Consider the following 20,176-nt stretch of genomic DNA (forward strand, 5'->3'; position numbering starts at 1 on the left):
CATTATCGGGCAAAAAACATGGGTTCGGCATCATCCCCGAACCCATGCTGGCTTTATGATTTGTATTCTTTTTTAACCTTTTGGAATATATCCGCATAGTTGGTAAACACACCGGTTACGCCCCAATTCAGCAGACGGCGCATGTCCGTCTCGCTGTTCACGGTGTAAGGGTGAAGCAGTAGGCCGTGGCTGCGTATGTTCCGGACGTTTTGAGCGTTCAGCGCTTTGTAATCCGGTCCGATTCCGACGGCATATGTTTTGATGTCCGTTAAATCTGCGTCAGTCATTGACGTCATCTGTTCCGCTTCAAGCAATTGGACGGCGGGAAGTTTCGGATCGAGCTGTTTGATTTTCAGAAGGCTCTCCCTGCTGAAAGACTGAATGATCACTTGTCCAAGTTTCGCATGCTTACCTGCCAATTTGTATTTTTTCAGTGAGGCGATCAGTTTTTCTTCCATACCCGGATATGTTTCGGGCGCCTTTGTTTCAATATAATAGTTTGCATGTCTGCCGAACCGTTTTAACACGTCATCAAGTGTGGGAACGCGAAGTCCGGCGTATTGCGGTTTTGCTTTTTCCGGATAGGCCTTATTGAACCAAGAACCGGCGTCGAGCTTTTGAATCTCTGCTAATGTATGATCCTTCACCCAGCCTTGTCCGTTTGTGGTGCGGTCCAGTTTTTCATCATGCATGACGATCAGCTTGCCGTCTTTTGTCATTTGTAAATCCAGCTCAATATAGTCAGCCTTCATTTTTTGCGCAGTTTCATAAGAAAGGATCGTGTGCTCCGGGACATACCCCGAAGCACCGCGATGGGCAATGGTTAAAATTCTGTCAGGAGACAAGAGGTTTCCTTTTCCCGCCGCCGATACAGGCGTGACGATGAATGACAATAAACCGAATGAAAGCAATACCAAAGCAAACAACTTATGTTTCCGCATGTTTTCTTCCCCCTTAAAAATCAATATCTGTCTCTAGTGTAGAAAATCGTTGTAAATGCTGTACTGCAAAAATATTAATCTTTTATGTTGTTTTCTTACACATGCTCCGCCCGCTTGCCCGTATTCCACGTCATAGCCAAGAAGACGATGGACAGCACGCATGAGGAGATAAGCATGATAAAGCCGCCGTTCCAGTCAAAGCGGTCTACGACATAACCCATGATGGCGTTGGCGAAAGCAGAGCCTCCGATGTAGCCGAAAAACCCGGTTAAGCCGGCTGCCGTTCCCGCCGCTTTTTTAGGCGCAAGGTCAATGGCCTGAAGTCCGATCAGCATGACAGGCCCATAGATTAAGAATCCGATGCTGATCAGCGCGATATTATCGATGAGCGGATGACCGGCAGGGTTAAGCCAGTAGACCAATACAGCGATAAATACGCCGGCCATGAACAGCACGCCGGCCGGTGCGCGGCGGCTTTTGAAAAATCGGTCGCTGATCCAGCCGCACAAAATCGTTCCCGGAATTCCCGCATATTCATAAAGGAAATAAGACCATCTGGAGTCTTCAGGAGAGAACCCTTTCGCTTCCGTCAAATAAGTCGGCGCCCAGTCAACGACACCGTACCGCACGAAATAAACAAAGACATTGGCAAATGCGATATACCACAGAAATTTATTATTCAGCACGTATTTGAAAAGAATTTCTTTGGTCGTCATCTCTTTTTCCTGGTCTTTGAACGCATGTTTCGGATAGTCATTCCGGTATTCTTCAATCGGCGGAAGCCCGCAGGATTGCGGCGTGTCCCGAACGAGAAGAACAATCACAAATGAAATGACGATGGCGATAATCGCCGGAAAGAAAAATACGCTTTTCCAAGTAACAAACATGGCGATGCCGAGAGTCACGAGCGGGGCGAGAATACCTCCGCCTATGTTATGGGCGACATTCCATATCGACATTTTCGTGCCGCGTTCACTGATGGAAAACCAATGAGCCATCGTCCGTCCGCAAGGCGGCCAGCCCATTCCTTGAAACCATCCGTTAATAAACATAAAAATGAACATAATCGTCACGCTTGACGTGACCCATGGCATGGAAACAAATAAAATGTTGACGACACCTGACAAAAACAGACCTGTCGCAAGGAAATACCTCGGGTTGCAGCGGTCAGACACCATCCCCATAATAAATTTGCTGAAGCCGTAAGCGATTGATACGGCCGCAAGCACCAAGCCAAGTTCCCCTTTTGAAAACCCTTGTTCCTGAAAATAAGGAATAGCGAAGGCAAAGTTTTTGCGAAGTAAATAATACCCGGCATACCCGATGAAAATCCCCAAAAATACCTGCAGCCTGAGCCGTTTATAGGCCGCATCCGTCTTTGAATCATCCAATCTCTCAATATGCGGAGCCGGCTTGAACAATTGAAACATCATATCCTCCCCTTTGCTGAACGTCTATCATGATGTATGTATGACTCCTTTCCTTAGAAATGACAAAAAGAACCAGAAATCACCCTTATGAAAGGGCGCGGTTTCCTGGTTCTCCTCATCTCCATCCAAAAATCATTAACTTGTATATGATAGCGCTTTCTTAAATTACCACAGTCTGACGTGGATGTAAACGCTTTAAGGAAAGTTTTCATTTTTTTGAATAAATAACCGGAGGGAATATCAGCCGGAGCGCGAAAGATTTGAGGTACTCGATTTTGTACTCAGGCATAAGATGTGTTAGGCCGAACTAAGAAAAGCGAAGGGAGTGCATCTGTTGATTGATGAATTGGATTTTGCGTTCGGTGTTCTGCCGCTTTGTATCATCATCCTGTCAGTCGCCGGAACGTACCTGTTTAAAAACGCGTTCATTATGCCGGCTGCCGCTTTGGCCGTTTGCCTTATATGCACCTTTACCATATTGAATTTCTCGTTTATCGGGTGGGCCGTCGTGTACACGCTCGTCTCTTTCGCGTTATCGCATATTACGATGGTGGTGATCAGCCAAAATAAAAAATAGGATCGGCGGCAGCCGATCCAGCTATCAAAAGCAGAGAACACATCTCTGCTTTGTTTTATTTATGAATGTGCAGGAATTCCTTGATGACCGCGGTCTGTTCTTCTTTCGGATAGCTTCTGTACAGATGGCTGGCTAAGCGGACGGGGTCACCGAAGAAGTACCGCTCATATTGTGTCTGCCTTGTTCCAAAGGGGCTCATGGTCAAATCCCATGCGAGGCGGAACACTTTTACCCGGTCTTCAGCGTTCAATTCGGCCGCCTGCAAATATTGGTCAAGGTCTCCTCTGATGTCGGAACGGAACGCTTTTTCAGTCGGCAAAGTCACCATTCCGCTTGCCCCGATCAGCTGGATGATTTCCGTGAAGCGCGGGTAGATGTCAGGGAAAATCGCGCTGACCACACGAAGCGGAGTGACACTCGGACGCATATAACCCCATTCGTCTGTTTCCGCATCATTCTCCGACTTTTCCAAAAGGGCTTTCATCGTTTCCAGACCGGTGATGATCTCAGCCATCTTAGCCTGAATATGCTGATATTCGCCTACATCTATCGCATCGACAAGCGTTTGGGCGAGGCCAAGGAGAAACTCCGTCTTTACAATTTGTCTCGTGATAACTTGATGAAATGCGAAGGCGTTAAAAGAGCTTTTCATATTAAAATCAAAAGCCGCCTCGTAATTATTGTAAAAAAATACGCGTTCCCAAGGGACCAAAACGTGATCAAATACAACGATAGAATCCATTTCTTCATATCTTGAGCTGAGCGGATAATCAAACGATGATTTTCCGAGTACGAAAGATTCCCTGCAGATAAATTTTACTCCCTTTGTATTGGAAGGAATTGAAAAAGCGAACGCTTCATCCGATTCAAAATACATCTTAGGCAGAGAAACCACGAGCACTTCATCCGTCAGGCCGCCTTGTGTGGCTAAAATCCGCGCGCCGTGTATGATGAGGCCTTTTTCATTTTTATCGACGACTTTTGCCGAGATAGGTGTCGGCGATACGTTTACGCCCATTTGTGAACGATTCACCTGAGGGGTGATAAACGTGTGCGTAAAAGAAAGATCCTGTGCGGCAGCGCGTTCGTACAGCGCTTGAACATGTTCCGGAAAACAATGATCGCGGTCTTTCAAAAGCGCGGCAGAGGAGGCGAAGCTCATCAGCACGGTATTCATATAATCCGGGCTTCGTCCCATCATTCCGTGCGTGTGCCTGGCCCAATGTTCGAACATGTTTCTTCTTCTTTTTACGTCTTCTTTCGTTTTCGGCTGCAGGTATGAAAGCCCGGCCCGTTCTTTTTTACCGGGAAGACTGTAAGTCATTTGATCTATCATGTCCGGTTTCGTTTGCAAATCATAAAGAGAGCGCTTCGTTTCCAGAAGGCCCTTAAATGCGGGATGTTCAGAAATCTGTCCCTCGATCTTTTCACCATCAAGCCAAATCTCATTTCCAAGCTGATTTAATCGGTCAATGAACATTTTGCCATTAATGATACCCATCATGTCGCCCTTCTTTCTTTGCAGATCCACTACCTCATTATATTGAAAACGAAATTGGGTGTTCCGGTTATTTCCAAAGGGGAAGAGCCTTTTTTGATAAGGGGGGTGAAGGGATTGCATCATAAAAAAACCCCTTAAGCAGAGGGGTTTTTAACTGATCATGTCTTTGTATCGTTGTTCGAGGACAAAGTCTATCATTCCGGTGATACGGGTGTTTTCAGATTTTTGTCTGAAACGGTCAGACACTTGGATTTTCCTTGAAAACGGAAATACAGCAAAAATCCAAACAAGGCCGGCCAGGCCAAAAACCATTTGCAGAACCATTTCAATCAATTCATTAAAATGAGTGCTGAAAAAAAAGATATATAATGTGATGAAAGTGACTGTACATACGATTTTGACAGTATGTCGGAATGTGAGGGGCGGTTCAGTGAAACACATTTTCATTTGATTCAGTGTGAGCGAATCTTGTTTCATCAAATATGTAAGCAGTTCTTTGTCATTTTGACTTCGCGGAATCAAATCATTTTCTATTTTTTGAACGGTTTCCCTGTATGTCTCCATATCAATCTTCATGCGAATCCTCCTTTAAAAATAACTCCAAGAATACTCATTGAGCATTCCTGGAGCAAGGAGCTGCCTGTTCAATTATAGAAATAGTGATAAAACTGTGCTGAACAAGGCTGCAGCTCCTCCTAATTCAGGTGCTAAAACGACTAAAGCACCGATCCCTACAATAACAATAATTCCTGCGCCTGCAATAGCCATGGTATTCACGACAGAATCCCAATCCGGAGAGTACACCTCTTCGGAATCCGGCAGCCTGAAGCTCTTTTGTTTTATTTTAAATGTAATGGTAGTTGTTAGTCCAGTTGTAGCACTGTCACCGACCGGAATATCAGGTGTATAAATTTTAAATTGAATATTCAGCGATCCCGCAGACGGATTGACATACACTTCTAAATAACCGTTGCGGACTGACAAGCTCAGACTGTTAAGCAGGTTTTGATAGGAATCAATTTGTGATGCTGTAAAAGAGACTTGTGAATCTCCCATCAGACCGGTAATATAAGCTCCCGGTTTGCCGTTTGTAATGGTAACTGTGTTGGGAGAACCTTCGCTTGGCACTGTTGCCAAAAGTGAAGTGGATAAAAGAATATCCATTTCAGGTGATGTATAAATGGTTTCTGTCTTGTCGAATTCAAACATGGCATTCGCAAGATTCGATATATTTTCTAAAGCAGGAATGGTTGTTAAAATGTCCGTCAGTGTACGCAGTCTTGCATCATACACAGGATCAGAAGGCGGATGGACGCTGCTTGCACCCGAGTCTTTTCCGGAGTATCCGTCTTTGTCAATGGCGACTTTTCCCGCTCCGCTTCCGATCGTTCCTTCATAAAATTGATCAAAAGCCCAGTTTTTCGGCATCGGGTATCCGAGGTTGCCGCTGAATCCGGTCGACATGTTAGCCGTAAAGCTATATTTGGTCAGACCTGCTTCTGACGTCCGGATACAAATGTTTCTCGGTCCGTATACCCCGATTTCATATTTCGGCGCAGTTGAGAACGCCTGCATTTTCATAAAAGCTGACTTGATTTCTTGGAAGTAAGGGATGATTTTATCCGTGACTTCATAATCATACGCATCAAAATCGACGGCAAAGTAAATGGTCGTTCCTGACGGAAAACCTAATCTTCGGGCGGCTGATGCAGCGCTGTACGCATCTCTCGTTCCTTGGTCTTTTACAAAATAAGAAGATTCATAGCCGCCGTCCTGATAAATCGGAAACACGCTTAAGCCGGCATTGAAAATCGCGGAAAGTTCTTTTGACGTTAACGCTTTCGATGTCAGTCCGCTGCTTGTCCGCACATTCCCGGTCAGATATCTTCCCACGATCTTATAGCCATTCTCACGCAAAGTTTTAGCCGTATCTGCCGTCAAAATGGCAGCGGTGTCACAAGCTGAAGCAGCCCGCGTTGTGTCGCCTGAGCTTGATAATAAAGCTTTAATCGTCGGCATGTCCGCATAACCTGTCTGCGGCAGACACATAAATTCTTGGAAAGCTTTCACTGCCGATACAACTCCGACGCCGTATTTTCCGTCGAATTCACCGGGGTCAAATGATTTCCCATTACAGTAAAGCGCGTATTGCACAATCAAAACAAAGCCTGTCCGTGAATCGCCGGGAGTCAAGGTAGGACATAAGCTGGTCGTTCCGTTCCCGAAAAATCCATTGGCGACGCTTGTGCTCATGCCTTCTTCTTTTTGCAGAGCATAAATGAGAGCCTTGTTTGTATCGCGGGCATATAAGCCGTCACAAGGCATCAAGCCGATGTAGTCATTGTAATCCCGGTTCAGGTTCTGCTGGATTTGGCGGATTCTTTTGTCGCCTCCCGCTACTAACCGAAAAGCGCTCATATCCAGCAAGGCCTTCATAATGAGTGCCGTGACGATGCCGTCTTGCTTAGTGAGCCCGGCCGCTTTTTGAAACTCTTTTACAGCGCTTTCGGTATTTTCATAGAAAACGCCAGAAAATCCGCCCGGGTTAAATCCTTTACACCACAGCGCCCCCTGCAGAATGTAATTCATGTTTGTCGGCTTAGAATCGGGAGCCTGCTTTTTCAGCGGTTTAAACAATCTTTGTGTCGTCGGTCCGAAGTTATCGGCGGGTTCTGAAATACCAAGCTCAATTTGAAGCGCCCGTGTCAGACCGTAAATGGTATCCCAGCCTGTTTTTCCGTTTTCCGGCACCTTGTTGTACCCGTGTCTGCCTTTGTACGTCTCATTCAGCCATTGTTGTGTTTCCAGGACCATTTCGTCCATTGCAATCCCTCCATTATGTGTAGTGTGCGTTCATTCATAGGTGGCAAACGTATGACAGTTTGTCATGGGCGCAGGAGTTTGTCCGAGGACAGCCCCATCATACAATCGCAGCACAAACGCCGAAAGAGAGGCATTGATAGGAAAAGATCTCTCTATGACAATTGATATAAAAACAGCAAAATGGATAGCGGTTTAAAGTAACTTTATCACTTAGTCAGAAATAACAAGAATCATAAGTAGTAGTCATATAGTCATTTTTAGGGCTGTTCATACCTCTTCCTGCAGTCAAAATGGTTAGTTGGACGGATTTATGATTAGCTATATTGTCATTAACATAAATAGGGTAAATAGTTACAGGGAGGAAGGGTTTTCTCGATGAAAAGCAAAAAGATTTTTAAGTCGCTCATCATTATTTTTACTCTTTTAATCAGCGGAATTGGTTTTATGGGTTTTTCTTCTCCGCAAAAAGCAGAGGCTAAAGACTGGCTTCATACTTATAAAAGCGGGTATTTCACTAACTATGTGATCAATACGTATCACCCTAAATTCACTAAGACGACAAAAAAGTACAGCTTGAGAGCCGTGACTTTTAAATCCAACAGTAAAGGGAAGGGCACGTATAAAATATACGTCCAAAAGCAAGTCAACGGCAAAGGTGCCTGGAAAACAATCAAAACCGCCAATGCAAAGAAAAATGGAACGACTTATTTTGAAACACCTTCGTTAAAAAAAGGAGATTCATACAGATTTAAAATGGTCAATCAAGGTTCGAAAAAACGTGTCAATTATAGTGCGAGTTGGATTGTATTCGCTTCATAATTTTGATTTTCAGCTTATAATGTTTTAGCTGCCGCAGCTGCGGCAGCTTTTTATTTTCTCCGGAGCTCAACCGCCAGGAGGGCCCCCACCTGTCTCTTCGGGCGTACGTTTGTATTCACCGCATCATTCTGGATTATGCGGAAAGGTACATCGCTTCAATGATAAGCCAATCCCGGGTCCTTTTGATTTGTTTGAAAATGTTCTGATATAAAAAAGGCGTGCCGCGGTGTAAAATGGCTATATTGATAAATATGGAGGTTGAGATGGATCAAGATTATATGACTGAGCTTGTCTCAGTCCAGCTGAAGAAAATCCGGTCGGAGAGAGGCTACACACAGGAGAAAATGGCGGATGTGATCGGCCTTTCTAAAAAGTCGCTGGTGCAGATTGAGAAAGGGCGGGCGCTTGCGGAATGGCCGCACGTTGTGGCGGTTTGCGCGCTTTTCAGATCGAGTGAAACACTGCAATCCGTATTAGGAGATGATCCGCTGGAGGTCATTGAAACGGTTGCTCACCGCACAATTGACAGGCCGAAGGGGAAGACGATGGGCGGCAAGGTGTGGTGGAAAGCCATCGAGAAAAAAGGCGAGTTCCGCTTGCAGCAGCATTTGATTTCCCACCATTACCGCATCCTTGATTCTTATGATGATCTGTGGTTCAGCAGTTTTGAAAAGGCAGAGGCTTTGGAGCGGCTTGATGAGCTGTTTTTGGAGGCGGAGGAAGCGAAGCGCTGACGCACCTCCGGTTGATGTATTTTCTGACAAGTGAGAAAATATGTATAAATTCCAGCCGAAGGAGAGATTCGAATGAAGCCTGAAGATATCGTCCGAAGCGGCCCGAATCAGTACATATGCAAGGAAGGAATCGCAAAGGAACTTCCGGGGCTGCTGGAGACATTCAGAAAACCCGTTATTGTGACCGGAATCAAATCCTATCAGGCGTTCTCCGATTACGGCGGCGGTTCTTCCTGGGATGTGATTCAGCACAACGGATACTGTTCACCTGAGGCGGTGCGTAAGGTCTGTGAGCAGGCGGAAGACGCGGATGTGATCATCGGTATCGGAGGCGGCACGATTTTGGATTTGGCAAAAGCGGCGGCAGACCGGCTTGATATTGAGGCTGTGATGGTTCCTTCCATTGCGGGGACGTGTGCGGCAAGTACGCCGTTGAGTGTCATATATGATGAGAGCGGCAATTTTATCAGAGTTGATTATCACAAGCGTTCAAGCTATTTGACGCTTGTTGATCCGCTGTTTTTGCTTTCCTCTCCCATTGAATATATGAAAAGCGGGATCGGTGATACGCTGGCGAAATGGTATGAGGCCGAGGCGGTCATCAGAAATACGGAGGAGGCGCCGCCGCTGATGGCGCAGGCGGGGCTGAGACAGGCGGAATATATCCGTCATCTGTTATTGCGTTACAGTGAAGCCGCCGTCGTAAGCATGGAGAAAGGCGAGCTGTCCGTGCCGTTCATCCATACGGCGGAAACGATCATTATGCTTGCGGGAACGGTCGGCGGGTATGGCGGCCGTTTGTGCAGGATGGCAGGGGCGCATGCGGTCCACAACGGCCTCAGTTTTCTTCAGGAGACACATCAGGTGCTGCACGGCCAGAAGGTTGCTTACGGCATATTGGTGCAGCTCGCGCTTGAGAATCGGAGACATGAGATTGAAGAGCTGCTTCCGTTTTACCGCCGGCTCGGTTTCCCCGTCAGTCTCTGTGATCTCGGCATCCTTGACAACCATGAGGAAGCAAAGCGCCGCATCGCTTCTCACGCCTGCCGGGCGGAAGAATCGTTATGCTTAATGGGGCAATATTGCGAGAAGGACGTGTCAGCGGCGATTGAATCGCTCGAATCAGCGCAAAAGACAGGATAGAGCTTGTAATCTGTCTTGTCTTTATTTTTTGAATATTTCCGTTATAATGAGTGGGGTATAGAAAGGGAGGGGCCAAAGGACATGTATCAGGCGAAGAAGATGTTGTTATTAGGATCAGGCGAGCTGGGGAAAGAAGTCGTCATTGAAGCGCAGCGGCTCGGGGTTGTCACTGTAGCCGTTGACAGCTATGAGCATGCTCCCGCCATGCAGGCCGCGCACAAAAGCTATGTGATTGATATGCTTGATAAAGCGCAGGTCAGAGAAGTCATTGAGAAAGAAAAACCGGACTTGATCGTGCCGGAAGTGGAAGCCATTGCGACGGATGAGCTGCTGAAGCTTGAGGAAGAAGGGTTTCACGTCATTCCGAATGCGCGTGCGGCAAAGCTGACGATGGACCGTGAAGGCATCAGACGGCTTGCGGCAGAGACGCTTCATCTTCCGACTGCCGGCTATGAATTCGCGAATACATATGAAGAATTTAAAGAAGCGGCAGAAACAATCGGCTTTCCGTGCGTGGTAAAGCCGCTGATGAGCTCTTCCGGAAAAGGGCAAAGCGTGTGCCGCTCGGCTTCCGGGCTGAAAAGCTGCTGGGACATGGCAATGGAAGGCGGCCGGGTGAAAAACGGCCGGGTCATCGTTGAGGAATTCATTCCATTTGAGTCAGAAATCACTCTTTTGACAGTGCGCGCGGCGAACGGTACGTCCTTTTGCGCGCCGATCGGACATGAACAAAAAGACGGTGACTATATTGAATCATGGCAGCCTCATCATATGACGGAACAGCAGATTGAAGAGGCGAAACACATTGCGAAAAGCATAACGGATGAGCTCGGCGGATACGGTTTGTTCGGGGTGGAGCTTTTCCTTACTGAAGATAAAGTATATTTCAGCGAGGTGTCTCCCCGTCCGCATGATACGGGGCTCGTTACGCTTGTGACGCAAAATTTGTCAGAGTTTGCGCTGCATGTCCGCGCGATATTGGGATTCCCGATTCCGGAAATCACTCAGCTGTCGCCGGGGGCAAGCCGTCCGCTGAAGGCGCCTAAAGAGCTTGCTGATTATGCGGTTGAAGGTTTGGAGAAAGCTTTGGCGGTAAAAAGCACTCAGGTCCGCGTATTCGGTAAACCCGTCACGAAAGTCGGACGCCGTATGGCGGTTGCGCTTTCTGCAGCCGAGACCGTTGAAGAGGCCAGAGAAAGAGCGGCCGAAGCACTCAGTCATTTATCAATTACATAAAATGATCTTAAAAGGCGTTTTACCGTAATGGTAAGGCGCCTTTTTTGTTTGGACAGACTATATACTGGAAAACGGGGTTGTGAGATAATGTATGAGGCCGTTTTGTGCTGGTTTTTTAATTCTTGAAACTTTTTATGTCCGCAATCGTTATATGTAATGTTCTCATTTGACGGAGAAGGAAATAACAATACATCATACGGCTTTTCATTCATCAAGAACGGACAATCCGGATCGCAGCATGGAATATTTAAGCAGGGTAATCCGGAATAGAGGAAACCATGATTGCTTACCTTAATATGAACGGCGAAAAAACAAAAATCACCAGATTAGATTGTTCAAATAACACCAAATGCTGTATAATAAAAGAATTTGAATGATAGCATCGAAAGAATTTCATTTTATGTTTCCTTAAAATGTATTCTTTATGCATACGCAGTCCGATTTGATATGGTTTTAATTGGAGGTTTGTGTAAACTGTGAATTATATACCTAGTATGATTACAATTGGAAATTTCATTTGCGGGCTCTTATCGATTCATTCCCTTTTGTATCATAATATACACTCTGCGGTGATCTTTATTTTCACCGGGATGTTTCTTGATTTCTTTGACGGTTTGGCCGCCCGTAAGCTGAACGCGGTATCGGAGATGGGAAGAGAGCTTGACTCTTTTGCTGATCTCGTGACGTTCGGCGTAGCGCCGTCCATGCTCGCTTACAGTGTTTCACTATATACGCTTCCGTTCATCGGAATTTTAATCGCGCTTTCCTACAGCATCTGCGGGATGATCCGTCTTTCCAGATTTAATATTGAACAAAGCAAGCTGCCGACGTTTATCGGGATGCCGATTCCGTTTGCGGGTATGTGTCTTGTCATTTTGAGCTTTATCAATAACGCTTTTCTTCTGGGGGCGGGAACGATCGCGCTCGGTTATTTAATGGTCAGCAATATTAAATTTCCGCACTTTAAAAAACAGGCGCCTGAAAACCTGGAGAGCAGAAGATGGAATTAGTTCAGCAATTAATATCCGATTACGGATATATCGCGATTTTTCTCATGCTGACACTCGGTATTATCGGATTGCCTATTCCGGATGAAGTCATGATGACGCTTGTGGGCTACTTCGCTCATATAAACGTGCTGAATTACGGGCTCTCCATTCTGATCAGCTTTATCGGAGCGCTCCTTGGGATGATTATCAGCTACTTCATCGGCAGAAAAGCCGGCCGCCCGTTTATTAATAAGTTCGGGAAATGGGTCGGCCTGAAGGAAAAGAGGATGGCGAAAGTAGACAGGTGGATGAAGAAGTACGGGCCGTACACCATTATTTTAGGCTATTTTATCCCCGGCATCAGACACGTGACCTGCTACTTTTCCGGAATCGGCAGAATGGAATTCAAAACCTACTTATGCTTCGCCGCCATCGGAGCGTTTTTATGGTGTTTTATTTTTATTACTATAGGAAAATTCATAGGAGTAATCAATGTTTAATACTGCCGCTAAAGTTCTTTACCGTTCATTGATTGAACTGACTAATAATCGATTGACGTCTTATCTCATTAAAAACTTCTGTGAATCGAAACTGAGCAAGCCGATGATTCCGCTGTTTTCCAAACACTATCGCATTAACTGGAATGAAACGGAACGCACGGCTTCTGACTTTGATTCACTGGCGTCATTTTTCATTCGTGATATTAATTTGAATCTCCGCCCCGTGGCAAAAGAGAAGAACGCCATCGTCAGCCCGGTGGACGGCGTCGTTCAGACGGTGGGCATGATTAATCCCAATCAAACTTTCATGGTAAAAGGGAAGGATTATTCGTTCGCTGAACTGACGGGGTTTAAAAGCGCCGATCACAAGTATAACGGCGGGTGTTTTGCCGTGCTTTACCTGAGCCCGAGACATTACCACCGCTTCCATTCTCCCGTCAGCTGCACGTATCAAAAGCTGGCCGAGCTGGGGAAACGCTCCTATCCCGTTAATACGATGGGGTTAAAGTACGGGAAAGATGTGCTCTCAAAAAATTACCGTTATGTGTACGAGCTGACCCGTGCTGATCAGCAGATGCTCATGATTCCGGTAGGTGCGATGAATATTAACTCGATCGTTCAGACAAACACCGGAAACCGGCTTGAGACGGGGGAAGAGCTGGGCTATTTTTCATTTGGATCGACCGTTATTTTAGTATTCGAGAAAGATATGTTTACCCCTTCGGATAACCTGACTGAAGGCCGTGAATTACAGGTCGGTCAGATCATCGGTTATGCGGAGTCACAGGAGGAGGCGTCCGCTTTATAAAAGCTGCTCCTCTTTTTTATATGGTGTAAGGAAGTGAACTTTATGGAAGAAAAGGATTTGGGAAAGCTGATAGAACAGTACCGGCATACAGGCGATCAGCAAATTCTTGAAGCGGTGCGGGAAGCATGCCGGCCTGTTGTTGAGGCGCTCATCTCAGAACTGGCTGAAGACAGCGCCGATCTTCTGCGGGCAAAAGGCCGTGACCGTTTTCCGTTTATTATCGGCAAGTATCAGACCGCGGCCGGCCTTTCGCTTGAGACCTTTTTGCGCAATACGTATCGGTTTTATTTTCAGCAGGTTTTAAAAGGCGAAGCGTGACTGGAAGAAAGAGTACGGACGGAAATGTTCATCTTTCGCCCGTTTTCCTGTATGATATAGTATAGTGTGCGTGATCATTAATATAATTGAACAGGGTGTATAAATCATGGAAAAACAATATAGAGTTTTACTTTATTATAAATATGTAAAGATTGATGAGCCTGAAGAGTTCACGGCTCAGCATTTGAAGTTTTGTAAGGAGCTCGGTCTGTTAGGCCGTATTTTGATTTCTGAGGAAGGCATTAACGGCACGGTGTCCGGAACAGTTGAACAGACGGATCAATACATGAATGCGCTGAAAGCTGATCCGCGTTTTGCCGACATGCCGATCAAAATTGACGAGGCTGACGGCCATGCATTCCGCAAAATGTTTGTGCGCCATAAAAAAGAGCTGGTGACGCTTCGTCTCGAAGATGATGTTGATCCGAATGTCACGACGGGCAAGCATTTGAAACCGAAAGACTTTTATGAGCAAATGCAGGATCCTGACACGATCGTGATCGACGCCAGAAACGACTATGAGTATGACCTCGGTCATTTCCGCGGAGCGGTCAGACCTGATATTGAGGCGTTCCGTGAGCTGCCGGACTGGATTGAAGAACACAAAGACATGCTTGAAGGCAAAAAAATCCTCACGTACTGCACAGGAGGCGTACGTTGTGAGAAATTTTCCGGCTGGCTGCTGAAGCAGGGCTTTGAAGACGTGTCCCAGCTTGACGGCGGTATCGTCACTTACGGTAAAGATCCTGAAGTGCAAGGGCAGCTGTGGGACGGACAGTGTTATGTGTTTGACGAAAGAATCAGCGTACCGGTCAACCGCGTAGAGCACGTTATCATCGGAAAAGATTATTTCACGGGCGAGCCGTGCGAGCGTTATGTGAACTGCGCAAATCCGGCATGTAATAAAAAAATGATCTGCACACCTGAGAATGAATACAAATACATGCGCAGCTGCAGTCACGAATGCCGTACGAACGAACGCAACATGTATGTGAAAGAGCACGAAATGACTCAGGAAGAAATCAATGAACGCCTTGCTTTGATTGAAAAAGAGGATCATGCGGCGATTGATTAATAGAAAAGACCACCAATGAGGTGGTCTTTTTTGTGTTTACATACTTTCTGTCCGTGCGGTCTGGTCTGCCGTGACAGGTCCTTTATATGTGAAAGCTTTTTCCCATTTGGATACGACGATGCAGGCGACCGCATGGCCGGGCACGTTGACACCGGTTCGCGCCATGTCCATGACGCGGTCGACACCGGCAATGATGGCGACGCCTTCCGCGGGGAGACCGACCGCATTCGCTGTCGCCAGAAGCACGACGAGTGAGCCTGACGGGACGGCGGCAATGCCTTTGCTTGTCATGACGAGCACAAGCATCATCAGAAGCTGCTGAGAAAGCGGCATCTCCACATGAAACGCCTGCGCCAGGAAAATACAGGACACCGATAAATAGAGGCTGGAGCCGTCACAGTTCAGCGATAAACCTGACGGAACCACAAAGGAGACGACCCTCTTCGGACAGCCATATTTCTCCATCCGATCCATCAGCTGAGGCAGAATGGTTTCTGTGCTTGTCGTGGAGAAAGCGATCAAAAACAGATCCCAAATCATTTTCAGCACTTCAAAGTACTTGATTTTAAAGATAAGCCCCACGATCGGAAACAGAACGAAGAGTATCAGGAACAGCCCGAGAAACACAGTGCCGATCAGCTTCAGCATCGGGAGCAAAAGCGCGATTCCGAATTGCCCGACGGAGGCGGCCATCAGGGCGAGAACGCCGATCGGAGCGGTGACCATCACCATCTGCGTCAGCTTGAACATAATATTTGCCGTGGATTCAAAGAAATTCATGACAGGTGCGGAGGCTTTGCCGATGCCGGCTGCGGCAACACCGAATAGGATCGCGAAAAAAATGACGGCGAGTAGATCATTTTTCGCCATAACGTCAATGATGTTAACGGGGATAATATCAAGAAGCATTTGTTTCAGGTCGACTACTTTTTCCGTATAGCCGGAAAGCTCGTGAATGTCTTTTTTAGCAAGATGAGAGAGGTTAAGTCCGACTCCCGGCTTCAGCACGTTTGCCAATAACAGACCGAGCGCCAGAACGAGCGTCGTAATCACTTCAAACCAAATAATCGTTTTGATGCCGAGACTGCCCATTTTTTTCATACTGCCGCTGCCGGCGGCTCCGATAACAATGGTCGAAAACACGATCGGCACGACAATCATTTTAATCAGGCGGATAAATCCGTCTCCGACGGGCCGCAGCGCCATCCCGAAATCCGGGAAGAAATGGCCGATCAATGCTCCGATGGCTAAAGCGATCAAAATCTGGAATGCGATAAATTTTTTCAAGCGAATCCCCCTTTTACTTGCGCATTTCTTACGTAATTCGTGAAGCAGGCGGCAACCACCTTCCTCTCCGCCATAAATTTGTCACATTATTGACTGTGCGAAAGGAAGGATTGCTTTACATTATGTAAGCGCAATCATTGAATATGACAAAAAGTCCGCATTGGAAAAAAAGAAGGAGCATAAAAATAAAGAAAGATTTCTGCTGAAAATATTAAAAATTTTGATAATTATCCTCTTATAAGTGGTATATTTGATATGATATGGTCAACTGCATTCTCATATATCTGTGCATACAAGATTCGGGACAGAAAAAACATGCAGCCCAGAAAAGACTGAAAATTTAAACAATTAGAAGAAAGGTGTGCTTTTGTTGAATCAACTGATTGAAAGACGTAAGGTCACAGCTAGAAAAGAAAAACCGGATTCCGCTTCATTGGGATTTGGCAAGTACTTCACAGATTACATGTTTGTCATGGATTACGAAGAGGAGAGAGGGTGGCATGATCCGAGAATCACACCTTATGAACCGGTCCATCTGGATCCTTCCGCATCGGTTTTCCATTACGGGCAGGCCGTATTTGAAGGGCTGAAGGCTTACAGGTCAGAAGACGGACGGGTGTTGATGTTCCGTCCTGACCAAAATATAAAACGGCTGAATAAATCGTTACGGCGGATGAGCATGCCGCCTCTTGACGAGAAGCTGGCGCTGGAAGCATTGATACAATTGGTGGAGCTGGAGCGGGAATGGATACCGATAGAAAAAGGAACCTCTTTATATATCCGTCCGTTTGTGATTGCGACTGAGCCTTCTTTAGGCGTCCGGCCTTCAAAGCGTTACAAGTTCATGGTTGTTCTGACGCCGGTCGGTTCGTATTACGGCGATCAGCTGAAACCGATCCGCATTTATGTGGAGGATGAGTATGTGCGTGCCGTCACCGGCGGAGTGGGCGACGTCAAAACGTCCGGAAATTATGCGGCCAGCTTACAGGCTCAGCGGAAAGCCGAAGAACTGGGGTACGATCAGGTGCTTTGGCTCGACGGGGTGGAAAAGAAATATGCCGAAGAGGTAGGGAGTATGAATATCTTTTTCATCATAAACGGAGAGGCCGTAACGCCGGCGTTAAACGGAAGCATTCTCGGGGGCATCACACGCGCATCTGTGATAGAGCTGTTAAAAAGCTGGGGCATCCGTGTCAGAGAAGAACAGGTCGCCATTGATGACATCTATGAGGCTGCAATGAGAGGCGAGGTGTCAGAAGTATTCGGTACGGGAACCGCAGCCGTCATCTCACCGGTCGGCGAGCTGCACATTCACGGAGAAACAATTGAGCTGAATAACGGCTTGATCGGTGAAGTGTCAGAAAGGCTCTATGAAACGATTACCGGCATCCAGGTCGGGAAGGTGCCGGATTCGTTCAGATGGGTGGTTGAAGTATAAATGAAAAAAGAACCCCTGCGCTGCAGGGTTCTTTTTTGGATTATTGGGATTTTACGGCTTGCACGCGGGCTCTGCTTTTCCGGTTTTTCAAGTAATAAGCGGTGTAGCAAACGGCCATAAAGGCAATTCCGCAATAAAGGGCGATGGCCTGGTTCGGATCAAAAGCGATGCCGATACAGGAGGCGAGGCATAGGAGAAAGGCCGCTATCGGTACGGCCGGATATCCCGGCGTCCTGTATTTCAAGTCTGAAAGCTGGTGCCCTTCTTTCAGAAACCGTCTTCTGAACAAAAATTGCGAGGCGGCGATGCTCATCCACACAGCCACTACCGCAAATCCTGAGACAGAGACGAGAACAAGATAGACTGTATCCGCTGCAAATACGCTTGACAACAATGACAGAATGCCGCCGATCATACTGAAGATCAGAGCGTTAAAAGGAATGCCTTTAGAGGTCAGCCTGGCAAAGGCGGGATGAAGCTCCCCTTCTTTAGACAGGGACCACAGCATACGTGATGACGCGTACAGCCCTGAATTGGCCGCGGACAGAAGCGCCGTTAAAATGACGAAATTCATCAGATCGGCCGCATAAGGCACGCCGACTCTGTCAAATACCGTGACAAACGGGCTTTCAATCACACCGGCTTCCTTGATGGAGATCATCCCTGACAGCACAAAAATCGTTCCGATAAAGAAAAGCGCCAGCCGCCAGACTGTGGTCTTAATGGCGCGCGGAACGGTTTTTTCCGGATCGGCGCTTTCCCCGGCAGCGATTCCGATCAATTCCGTCCCTGAAAAGGCGAAGTTTACTGAAAGCATCGTCATCAGTATCGGGAAAAAGCCATTTGGAAAAAGGCTGCCGCCATCCGTAAAGTTCGACAGCATAGGTGCGGCCTCACCGCTTTTCATCGGGACGAGGCCGAACATCGCCGCTCCGCCCAATAAAATAAACAGTAAGATGGCTAAGACTTTAATGCTTGAGAACCAAAACTCCGATTCAGCAAAAAATTTCACGGAGAAGGCGTTTAATAAAAAGATGAAAAGAGCGAATACCGCACTCCACATCCAAACTGAAGTATGCGGGAACCAGCGCTGCATGAAGAGCCCGGCCGCCGTGAATTCAGAGCCCAGCGCCACCGCCCACGTCAGCCAGTACAGCCATGCGACCGTAAAGCCCGTCGCGGGCCCGATATAGGTCTTCGCATAGGTGTGGAATGCGCCCGTCACCGGCATGGCCACTGATAGTTCACCGAGGCAAAGCATGACAAGATAGACGATGCCCGCGCCCAAAAGGTAAGCGAAAATGGTGCCCGCCGGACCCGCCTGATGAATGGTATACCCAGAGCTTAAAAACAGCCCCGTTCCGATCACACCTCCGAGTGATAGCATAAAGAGGTGTCTGCTTTTCATACTTCTCTGAAAATTCGTCTCGTTCTTGTTGTTCATTGTTTTCCAACTTTCTGCGAGGGCCGTTCTAATAAAAAATCTCATGCCGGCGAACGGCACGAGATTCCGGCGAACCGGCTTTTTGAATAGAATATACAAACTATTCCGATTAGTCAAGTTGTTTTTAAGGTCTTGGCCCAATCGGCAATGGCTTGGATGTCCTCAGGTTTCGTCCGGCAGCAGCCTCCGATCAGGCTCACGCCGTTTTCGTACCAGCTTTGCGCGCTTTTTCCGAAATGGTTTTCGCACGCTGCGCCTTTCCAGGTTTTTGTCACCGGGTCATATTGTTCACCGGAGTTCGGATAGGCGATAATCGGTTTGGATGCTGCCCGTTTGATTTCTTCTATCAGCGGCGGAATATGTTCGATCGGTGTGCAGTTGATGCCGATCGCTGCGATTTGGCTGCAGGAGTCAAGCAGGGACGCGCATTCGGAAATAGGCGTGCCTTCGCTGATATGCCGTCCGTCTTTAGCGCTGAAGCTGATCCATGCATAAGTGCCGGGGAATTCCTCCAGCAGCCTTGTGATCGCTTTTGCTTCTGACAGGCACGGAATGGTCTCACAGGCCAAAAGATCGGCACCGGATTCTATGAGGGCTTTCATCCGGGGGCGGTGAAAGCTGATCAGCTCATCTTCCGTCAGTCCGTAATGCCCGCGATATTCAGAGCCGTCAGCGAGGCTCGCGCCGTAAGGTCCGATAGAAGCGGCGACCAAAGGTTTGGGCCGGTGTAAACGGTTTTCTTCATGCGCCCAAAATTCATCGCGTGCTTGTGCGGCAAGTTCAACAGATGTCTGAATGAGACGTATCGCATCGGTTTCCGGGATGCCGCGCGCTGCAAATCCTTCAATTGTCGATTGATAACTGGCGGTGATCGCGCAATCAGCGCCGGCGGCAAAATATTCTGCATGCACCTGTTTGATCAGTTCGGGTCTCTCCAAAAGAATTTTGGCCGACCACAGATCGTCATGTAAATCACAGCCCATCCGCTCAAGCTCGGTTGCCATCGCGCCGTCTATGATCATAACCGGGTATTCATTTAATATTTGTGTAATGGGATTCATAGGCCTTCCTTTCTGACTTTACTGAAAATATATAAAAAGGGTAATGGACGCT

19 protein-coding genes are annotated in these 20,176 nt (G+C 47.2%); 11 read left to right on the plus strand and 8 right to left on the minus strand.

Translation table 11 applies throughout. The features are described from left to right. Positions 1–53: 53 nt before the first annotated feature. Together ACWJJ5_RS17470 and glpT are read right to left on the minus strand one after the other, a co-directional pair. Positions 54–941, minus strand: a complete 888-nt coding sequence (locus tag ACWJJ5_RS17470; protein WP_003156727.1) for a glycerophosphodiester phosphodiesterase — start codon at positions 939–941, stop codon at positions 54–56. Between the two features lie 95 nt (positions 942–1,036). Beyond that, positions 1,037–2,371 carry a glycerol-3-phosphate transporter gene (gene glpT / locus ACWJJ5_RS17475; protein ID WP_003156725.1) on the minus strand — a complete coding sequence of 445 codons (1,335 nt, stop codon included), beginning with the start codon at positions 2,369–2,371 and terminating at the stop codon, positions 1,037–1,039. A 334-nt stretch (positions 2,372–2,705) separates the two neighbouring features. Here glpT and ACWJJ5_RS17480 point away from each other — a divergent pair, with 334 nt between their 5' ends. Beyond that, positions 2,706–2,948 carry a DUF2651 family protein gene (locus ACWJJ5_RS17480; protein WP_003156724.1) on the plus strand — a complete coding sequence of 81 codons (243 nt, stop codon included), beginning with the start codon at positions 2,706–2,708 and terminating at the stop codon, positions 2,946–2,948. A gap of 55 nt (positions 2,949–3,003) precedes the next feature. Here ACWJJ5_RS17480 and hpaB read toward each other — a convergent pair whose 3' ends face one another. The 3 genes from hpaB to ACWJJ5_RS17495 form a co-directional block, all read right to left on the minus strand. Beyond that, on the minus strand, positions 3,004–4,449 hold the full coding sequence (gene hpaB / locus ACWJJ5_RS17485) for a 4-hydroxyphenylacetate 3-monooxygenase, oxygenase component (protein ID WP_146276035.1): 1,446 nt from the start codon (positions 4,447–4,449) through the stop codon (positions 3,004–3,006). A 150-nt stretch (positions 4,450–4,599) separates the two neighbouring features. Further along, on the minus strand, positions 4,600–5,025 hold the full coding sequence (locus tag ACWJJ5_RS17490) for a hypothetical protein (protein ID WP_156735985.1): 426 nt from the start codon (positions 5,023–5,025) through the stop codon (positions 4,600–4,602). A 72-nt stretch (positions 5,026–5,097) separates the two neighbouring features. Further along, entirely contained in the window at positions 5,098–7,272 is a 2,175-nt protein-coding gene (locus tag ACWJJ5_RS17495) for a glycoside hydrolase domain-containing protein (protein ID WP_063174905.1), read from the minus strand. A gap of 375 nt (positions 7,273–7,647) precedes the next feature. Between ACWJJ5_RS17495 and ACWJJ5_RS17500 the strand changes: the two genes are divergently transcribed. From ACWJJ5_RS17500 to trhO, 9 genes are all read left to right on the plus strand, one after another. After that, a complete protein-coding gene (locus ACWJJ5_RS17500; protein WP_017419322.1) occupies positions 7,648–8,091 on the plus strand; it encodes a hypothetical protein in 444 nt (147 codons plus the stop codon). 263 nt (positions 8,092–8,354) lie between these two features. Further along, a complete protein-coding gene (locus ACWJJ5_RS17505; RefSeq protein WP_003156718.1) occupies positions 8,355–8,825 on the plus strand; it encodes a helix-turn-helix transcriptional regulator in 471 nt (156 codons plus the stop codon). 72 nt (positions 8,826–8,897) lie between these two features. Next, positions 8,898–9,968 (plus strand): iron-containing alcohol dehydrogenase family protein, encoded by a 1,071-nt coding sequence (locus ACWJJ5_RS17510; protein ID WP_167859846.1) that lies wholly within the window; start codon positions 8,898–8,900, stop codon positions 9,966–9,968. 81 nt (positions 9,969–10,049) lie between these two features. Then, the gene (purT, locus tag ACWJJ5_RS17515) at positions 10,050–11,204 is read left to right on the plus strand and encodes a phosphoribosylglycinamide formyltransferase 2 (RefSeq protein ID WP_070081308.1); all 1,155 of its coding nucleotides are present in this window, start codon (positions 10,050–10,052) and stop codon (positions 11,202–11,204) included. A gap of 476 nt (positions 11,205–11,680) precedes the next feature. Next, positions 11,681–12,214: a CDP-diacylglycerol--serine O-phosphatidyltransferase gene (gene pssA, locus ACWJJ5_RS17520; RefSeq protein ID WP_003156712.1), complete on the plus strand. Its 534-nt coding sequence runs from the start codon at positions 11,681–11,683 to the stop codon at positions 12,212–12,214. Then, a complete protein-coding gene (locus ACWJJ5_RS17525; protein WP_025650172.1) occupies positions 12,205–12,693 on the plus strand; it encodes a DedA family protein in 489 nt (162 codons plus the stop codon). Before pssA ends, ACWJJ5_RS17525 begins: the two co-directional genes overlap by 10 nt. Further along, on the plus strand, positions 12,686–13,501 hold the full coding sequence (locus ACWJJ5_RS17530) for a phosphatidylserine decarboxylase (protein ID WP_015239079.1): 816 nt from the start codon (positions 12,686–12,688) through the stop codon (positions 13,499–13,501). Before ACWJJ5_RS17525 ends, ACWJJ5_RS17530 begins: the two co-directional genes overlap by 8 nt. Before the next feature lie 42 nt (positions 13,502–13,543). Next, positions 13,544–13,819: a hypothetical protein gene (locus ACWJJ5_RS17535; protein WP_071181507.1), complete on the plus strand. Its 276-nt coding sequence runs from the start codon at positions 13,544–13,546 to the stop codon at positions 13,817–13,819. 106 nt (positions 13,820–13,925) lie between these two features. Further along, positions 13,926–14,894 carry an oxygen-dependent tRNA uridine(34) hydroxylase TrhO gene (gene trhO / locus ACWJJ5_RS17540; RefSeq protein WP_025853808.1) on the plus strand — a complete coding sequence of 323 codons (969 nt, stop codon included), beginning with the start codon at positions 13,926–13,928 and terminating at the stop codon, positions 14,892–14,894. 36 nt (positions 14,895–14,930) lie between these two features. On the opposite strand, the gene gltP is transcribed toward trhO, so the two are convergent. Continuing rightward, positions 14,931–16,181, minus strand: coding sequence for a glutamate-aspartate/proton symporter GltP (gene gltP / locus ACWJJ5_RS17545; RefSeq protein ID WP_015388750.1), 1,251 nt, complete (start codon positions 16,179–16,181; stop codon positions 14,931–14,933). A gap of 370 nt (positions 16,182–16,551) precedes the next feature. Between gltP and ACWJJ5_RS17550 the strand changes: the two genes are divergently transcribed. Next, a complete protein-coding gene (locus ACWJJ5_RS17550) occupies positions 16,552–17,619 on the plus strand; it encodes a branched-chain amino acid aminotransferase (RefSeq protein ID WP_454022580.1) in 1,068 nt (355 codons plus the stop codon). Between the two features lie 40 nt (positions 17,620–17,659). Here ACWJJ5_RS17550 and ACWJJ5_RS17555 read toward each other — a convergent pair whose 3' ends face one another. Next, positions 17,660–19,063: an amino acid permease gene (locus ACWJJ5_RS17555; RefSeq protein ID WP_161985653.1), complete on the minus strand. Its 1,404-nt coding sequence runs from the start codon at positions 19,061–19,063 to the stop codon at positions 17,660–17,662. A gap of 113 nt (positions 19,064–19,176) precedes the next feature. Further along, positions 19,177–20,124, minus strand: a complete 948-nt coding sequence (gene mmuM, locus ACWJJ5_RS17560) for a homocysteine S-methyltransferase (RefSeq protein WP_104843048.1) — start codon at positions 20,122–20,124, stop codon at positions 19,177–19,179. Between the last annotated feature and the right edge of the window lie 52 nt (positions 20,125–20,176).

Source organism: Bacillus sp. JK74, from assembly GCF_053663395.1.

What these genes read in the sequence shown, in the direction of transcription:
- ACWJJ5_RS17525 (WP_025650172.1), top strand. Translation starts at nt 12,205, where the DNA reads ATGGAATTAGTTCAGCAATTAATATCCGATTACGGATATATCGCGATT.
- hpaB (WP_146276035.1), bottom strand. Translation starts at nt 4,449, where the DNA reads ATGGGTATCATTAATGGCAAAATGTTCATTGACCGATTAAATCAGCTT.
- ACWJJ5_RS17490 (WP_156735985.1), bottom strand. Translation starts at nt 5,025, where the DNA reads ATGAAGATTGATATGGAGACATACAGGGAAACCGTTCAAAAAATAGAA.
- ACWJJ5_RS17500 (WP_017419322.1), top strand. Translation starts at nt 7,648, where the DNA reads ATGAAAAGCAAAAAGATTTTTAAGTCGCTCATCATTATTTTTACTCTT.
- ACWJJ5_RS17470 (WP_003156727.1), bottom strand. Translation starts at nt 941, where the DNA reads ATGCGGAAACATAAGTTGTTTGCTTTGGTATTGCTTTCATTCGGTTTA.
- trhO (WP_025853808.1), top strand. Translation starts at nt 13,926, where the DNA reads ATGGAAAAACAATATAGAGTTTTACTTTATTATAAATATGTAAAGATT.
- ACWJJ5_RS17505 (WP_003156718.1), top strand. Translation starts at nt 8,355, where the DNA reads ATGGATCAAGATTATATGACTGAGCTTGTCTCAGTCCAGCTGAAGAAA.
- mmuM (WP_104843048.1), bottom strand. Translation starts at nt 20,124, where the DNA reads ATGAATCCCATTACACAAATATTAAATGAATACCCGGTTATGATCATA.
- ACWJJ5_RS17555 (WP_161985653.1), bottom strand. Translation starts at nt 19,063, where the DNA reads ATGAACAACAAGAACGAGACGAATTTTCAGAGAAGTATGAAAAGCAGA.
- ACWJJ5_RS17535 (WP_071181507.1), top strand. Translation starts at nt 13,544, where the DNA reads ATGGAAGAAAAGGATTTGGGAAAGCTGATAGAACAGTACCGGCATACA.
- ACWJJ5_RS17510 (WP_167859846.1), top strand. Translation starts at nt 8,898, where the DNA reads ATGAAGCCTGAAGATATCGTCCGAAGCGGCCCGAATCAGTACATATGC.
- glpT (WP_003156725.1), bottom strand. Translation starts at nt 2,371, where the DNA reads ATGTTTCAATTGTTCAAGCCGGCTCCGCATATTGAGAGATTGGATGAT.
- purT (WP_070081308.1), top strand. Translation starts at nt 10,050, where the DNA reads ATGTATCAGGCGAAGAAGATGTTGTTATTAGGATCAGGCGAGCTGGGG.
- ACWJJ5_RS17495 (WP_063174905.1), bottom strand. Translation starts at nt 7,272, where the DNA reads ATGGACGAAATGGTCCTGGAAACACAACAATGGCTGAATGAGACGTAC.
- ACWJJ5_RS17530 (WP_015239079.1), top strand. Translation starts at nt 12,686, where the DNA reads ATGTTTAATACTGCCGCTAAAGTTCTTTACCGTTCATTGATTGAACTG.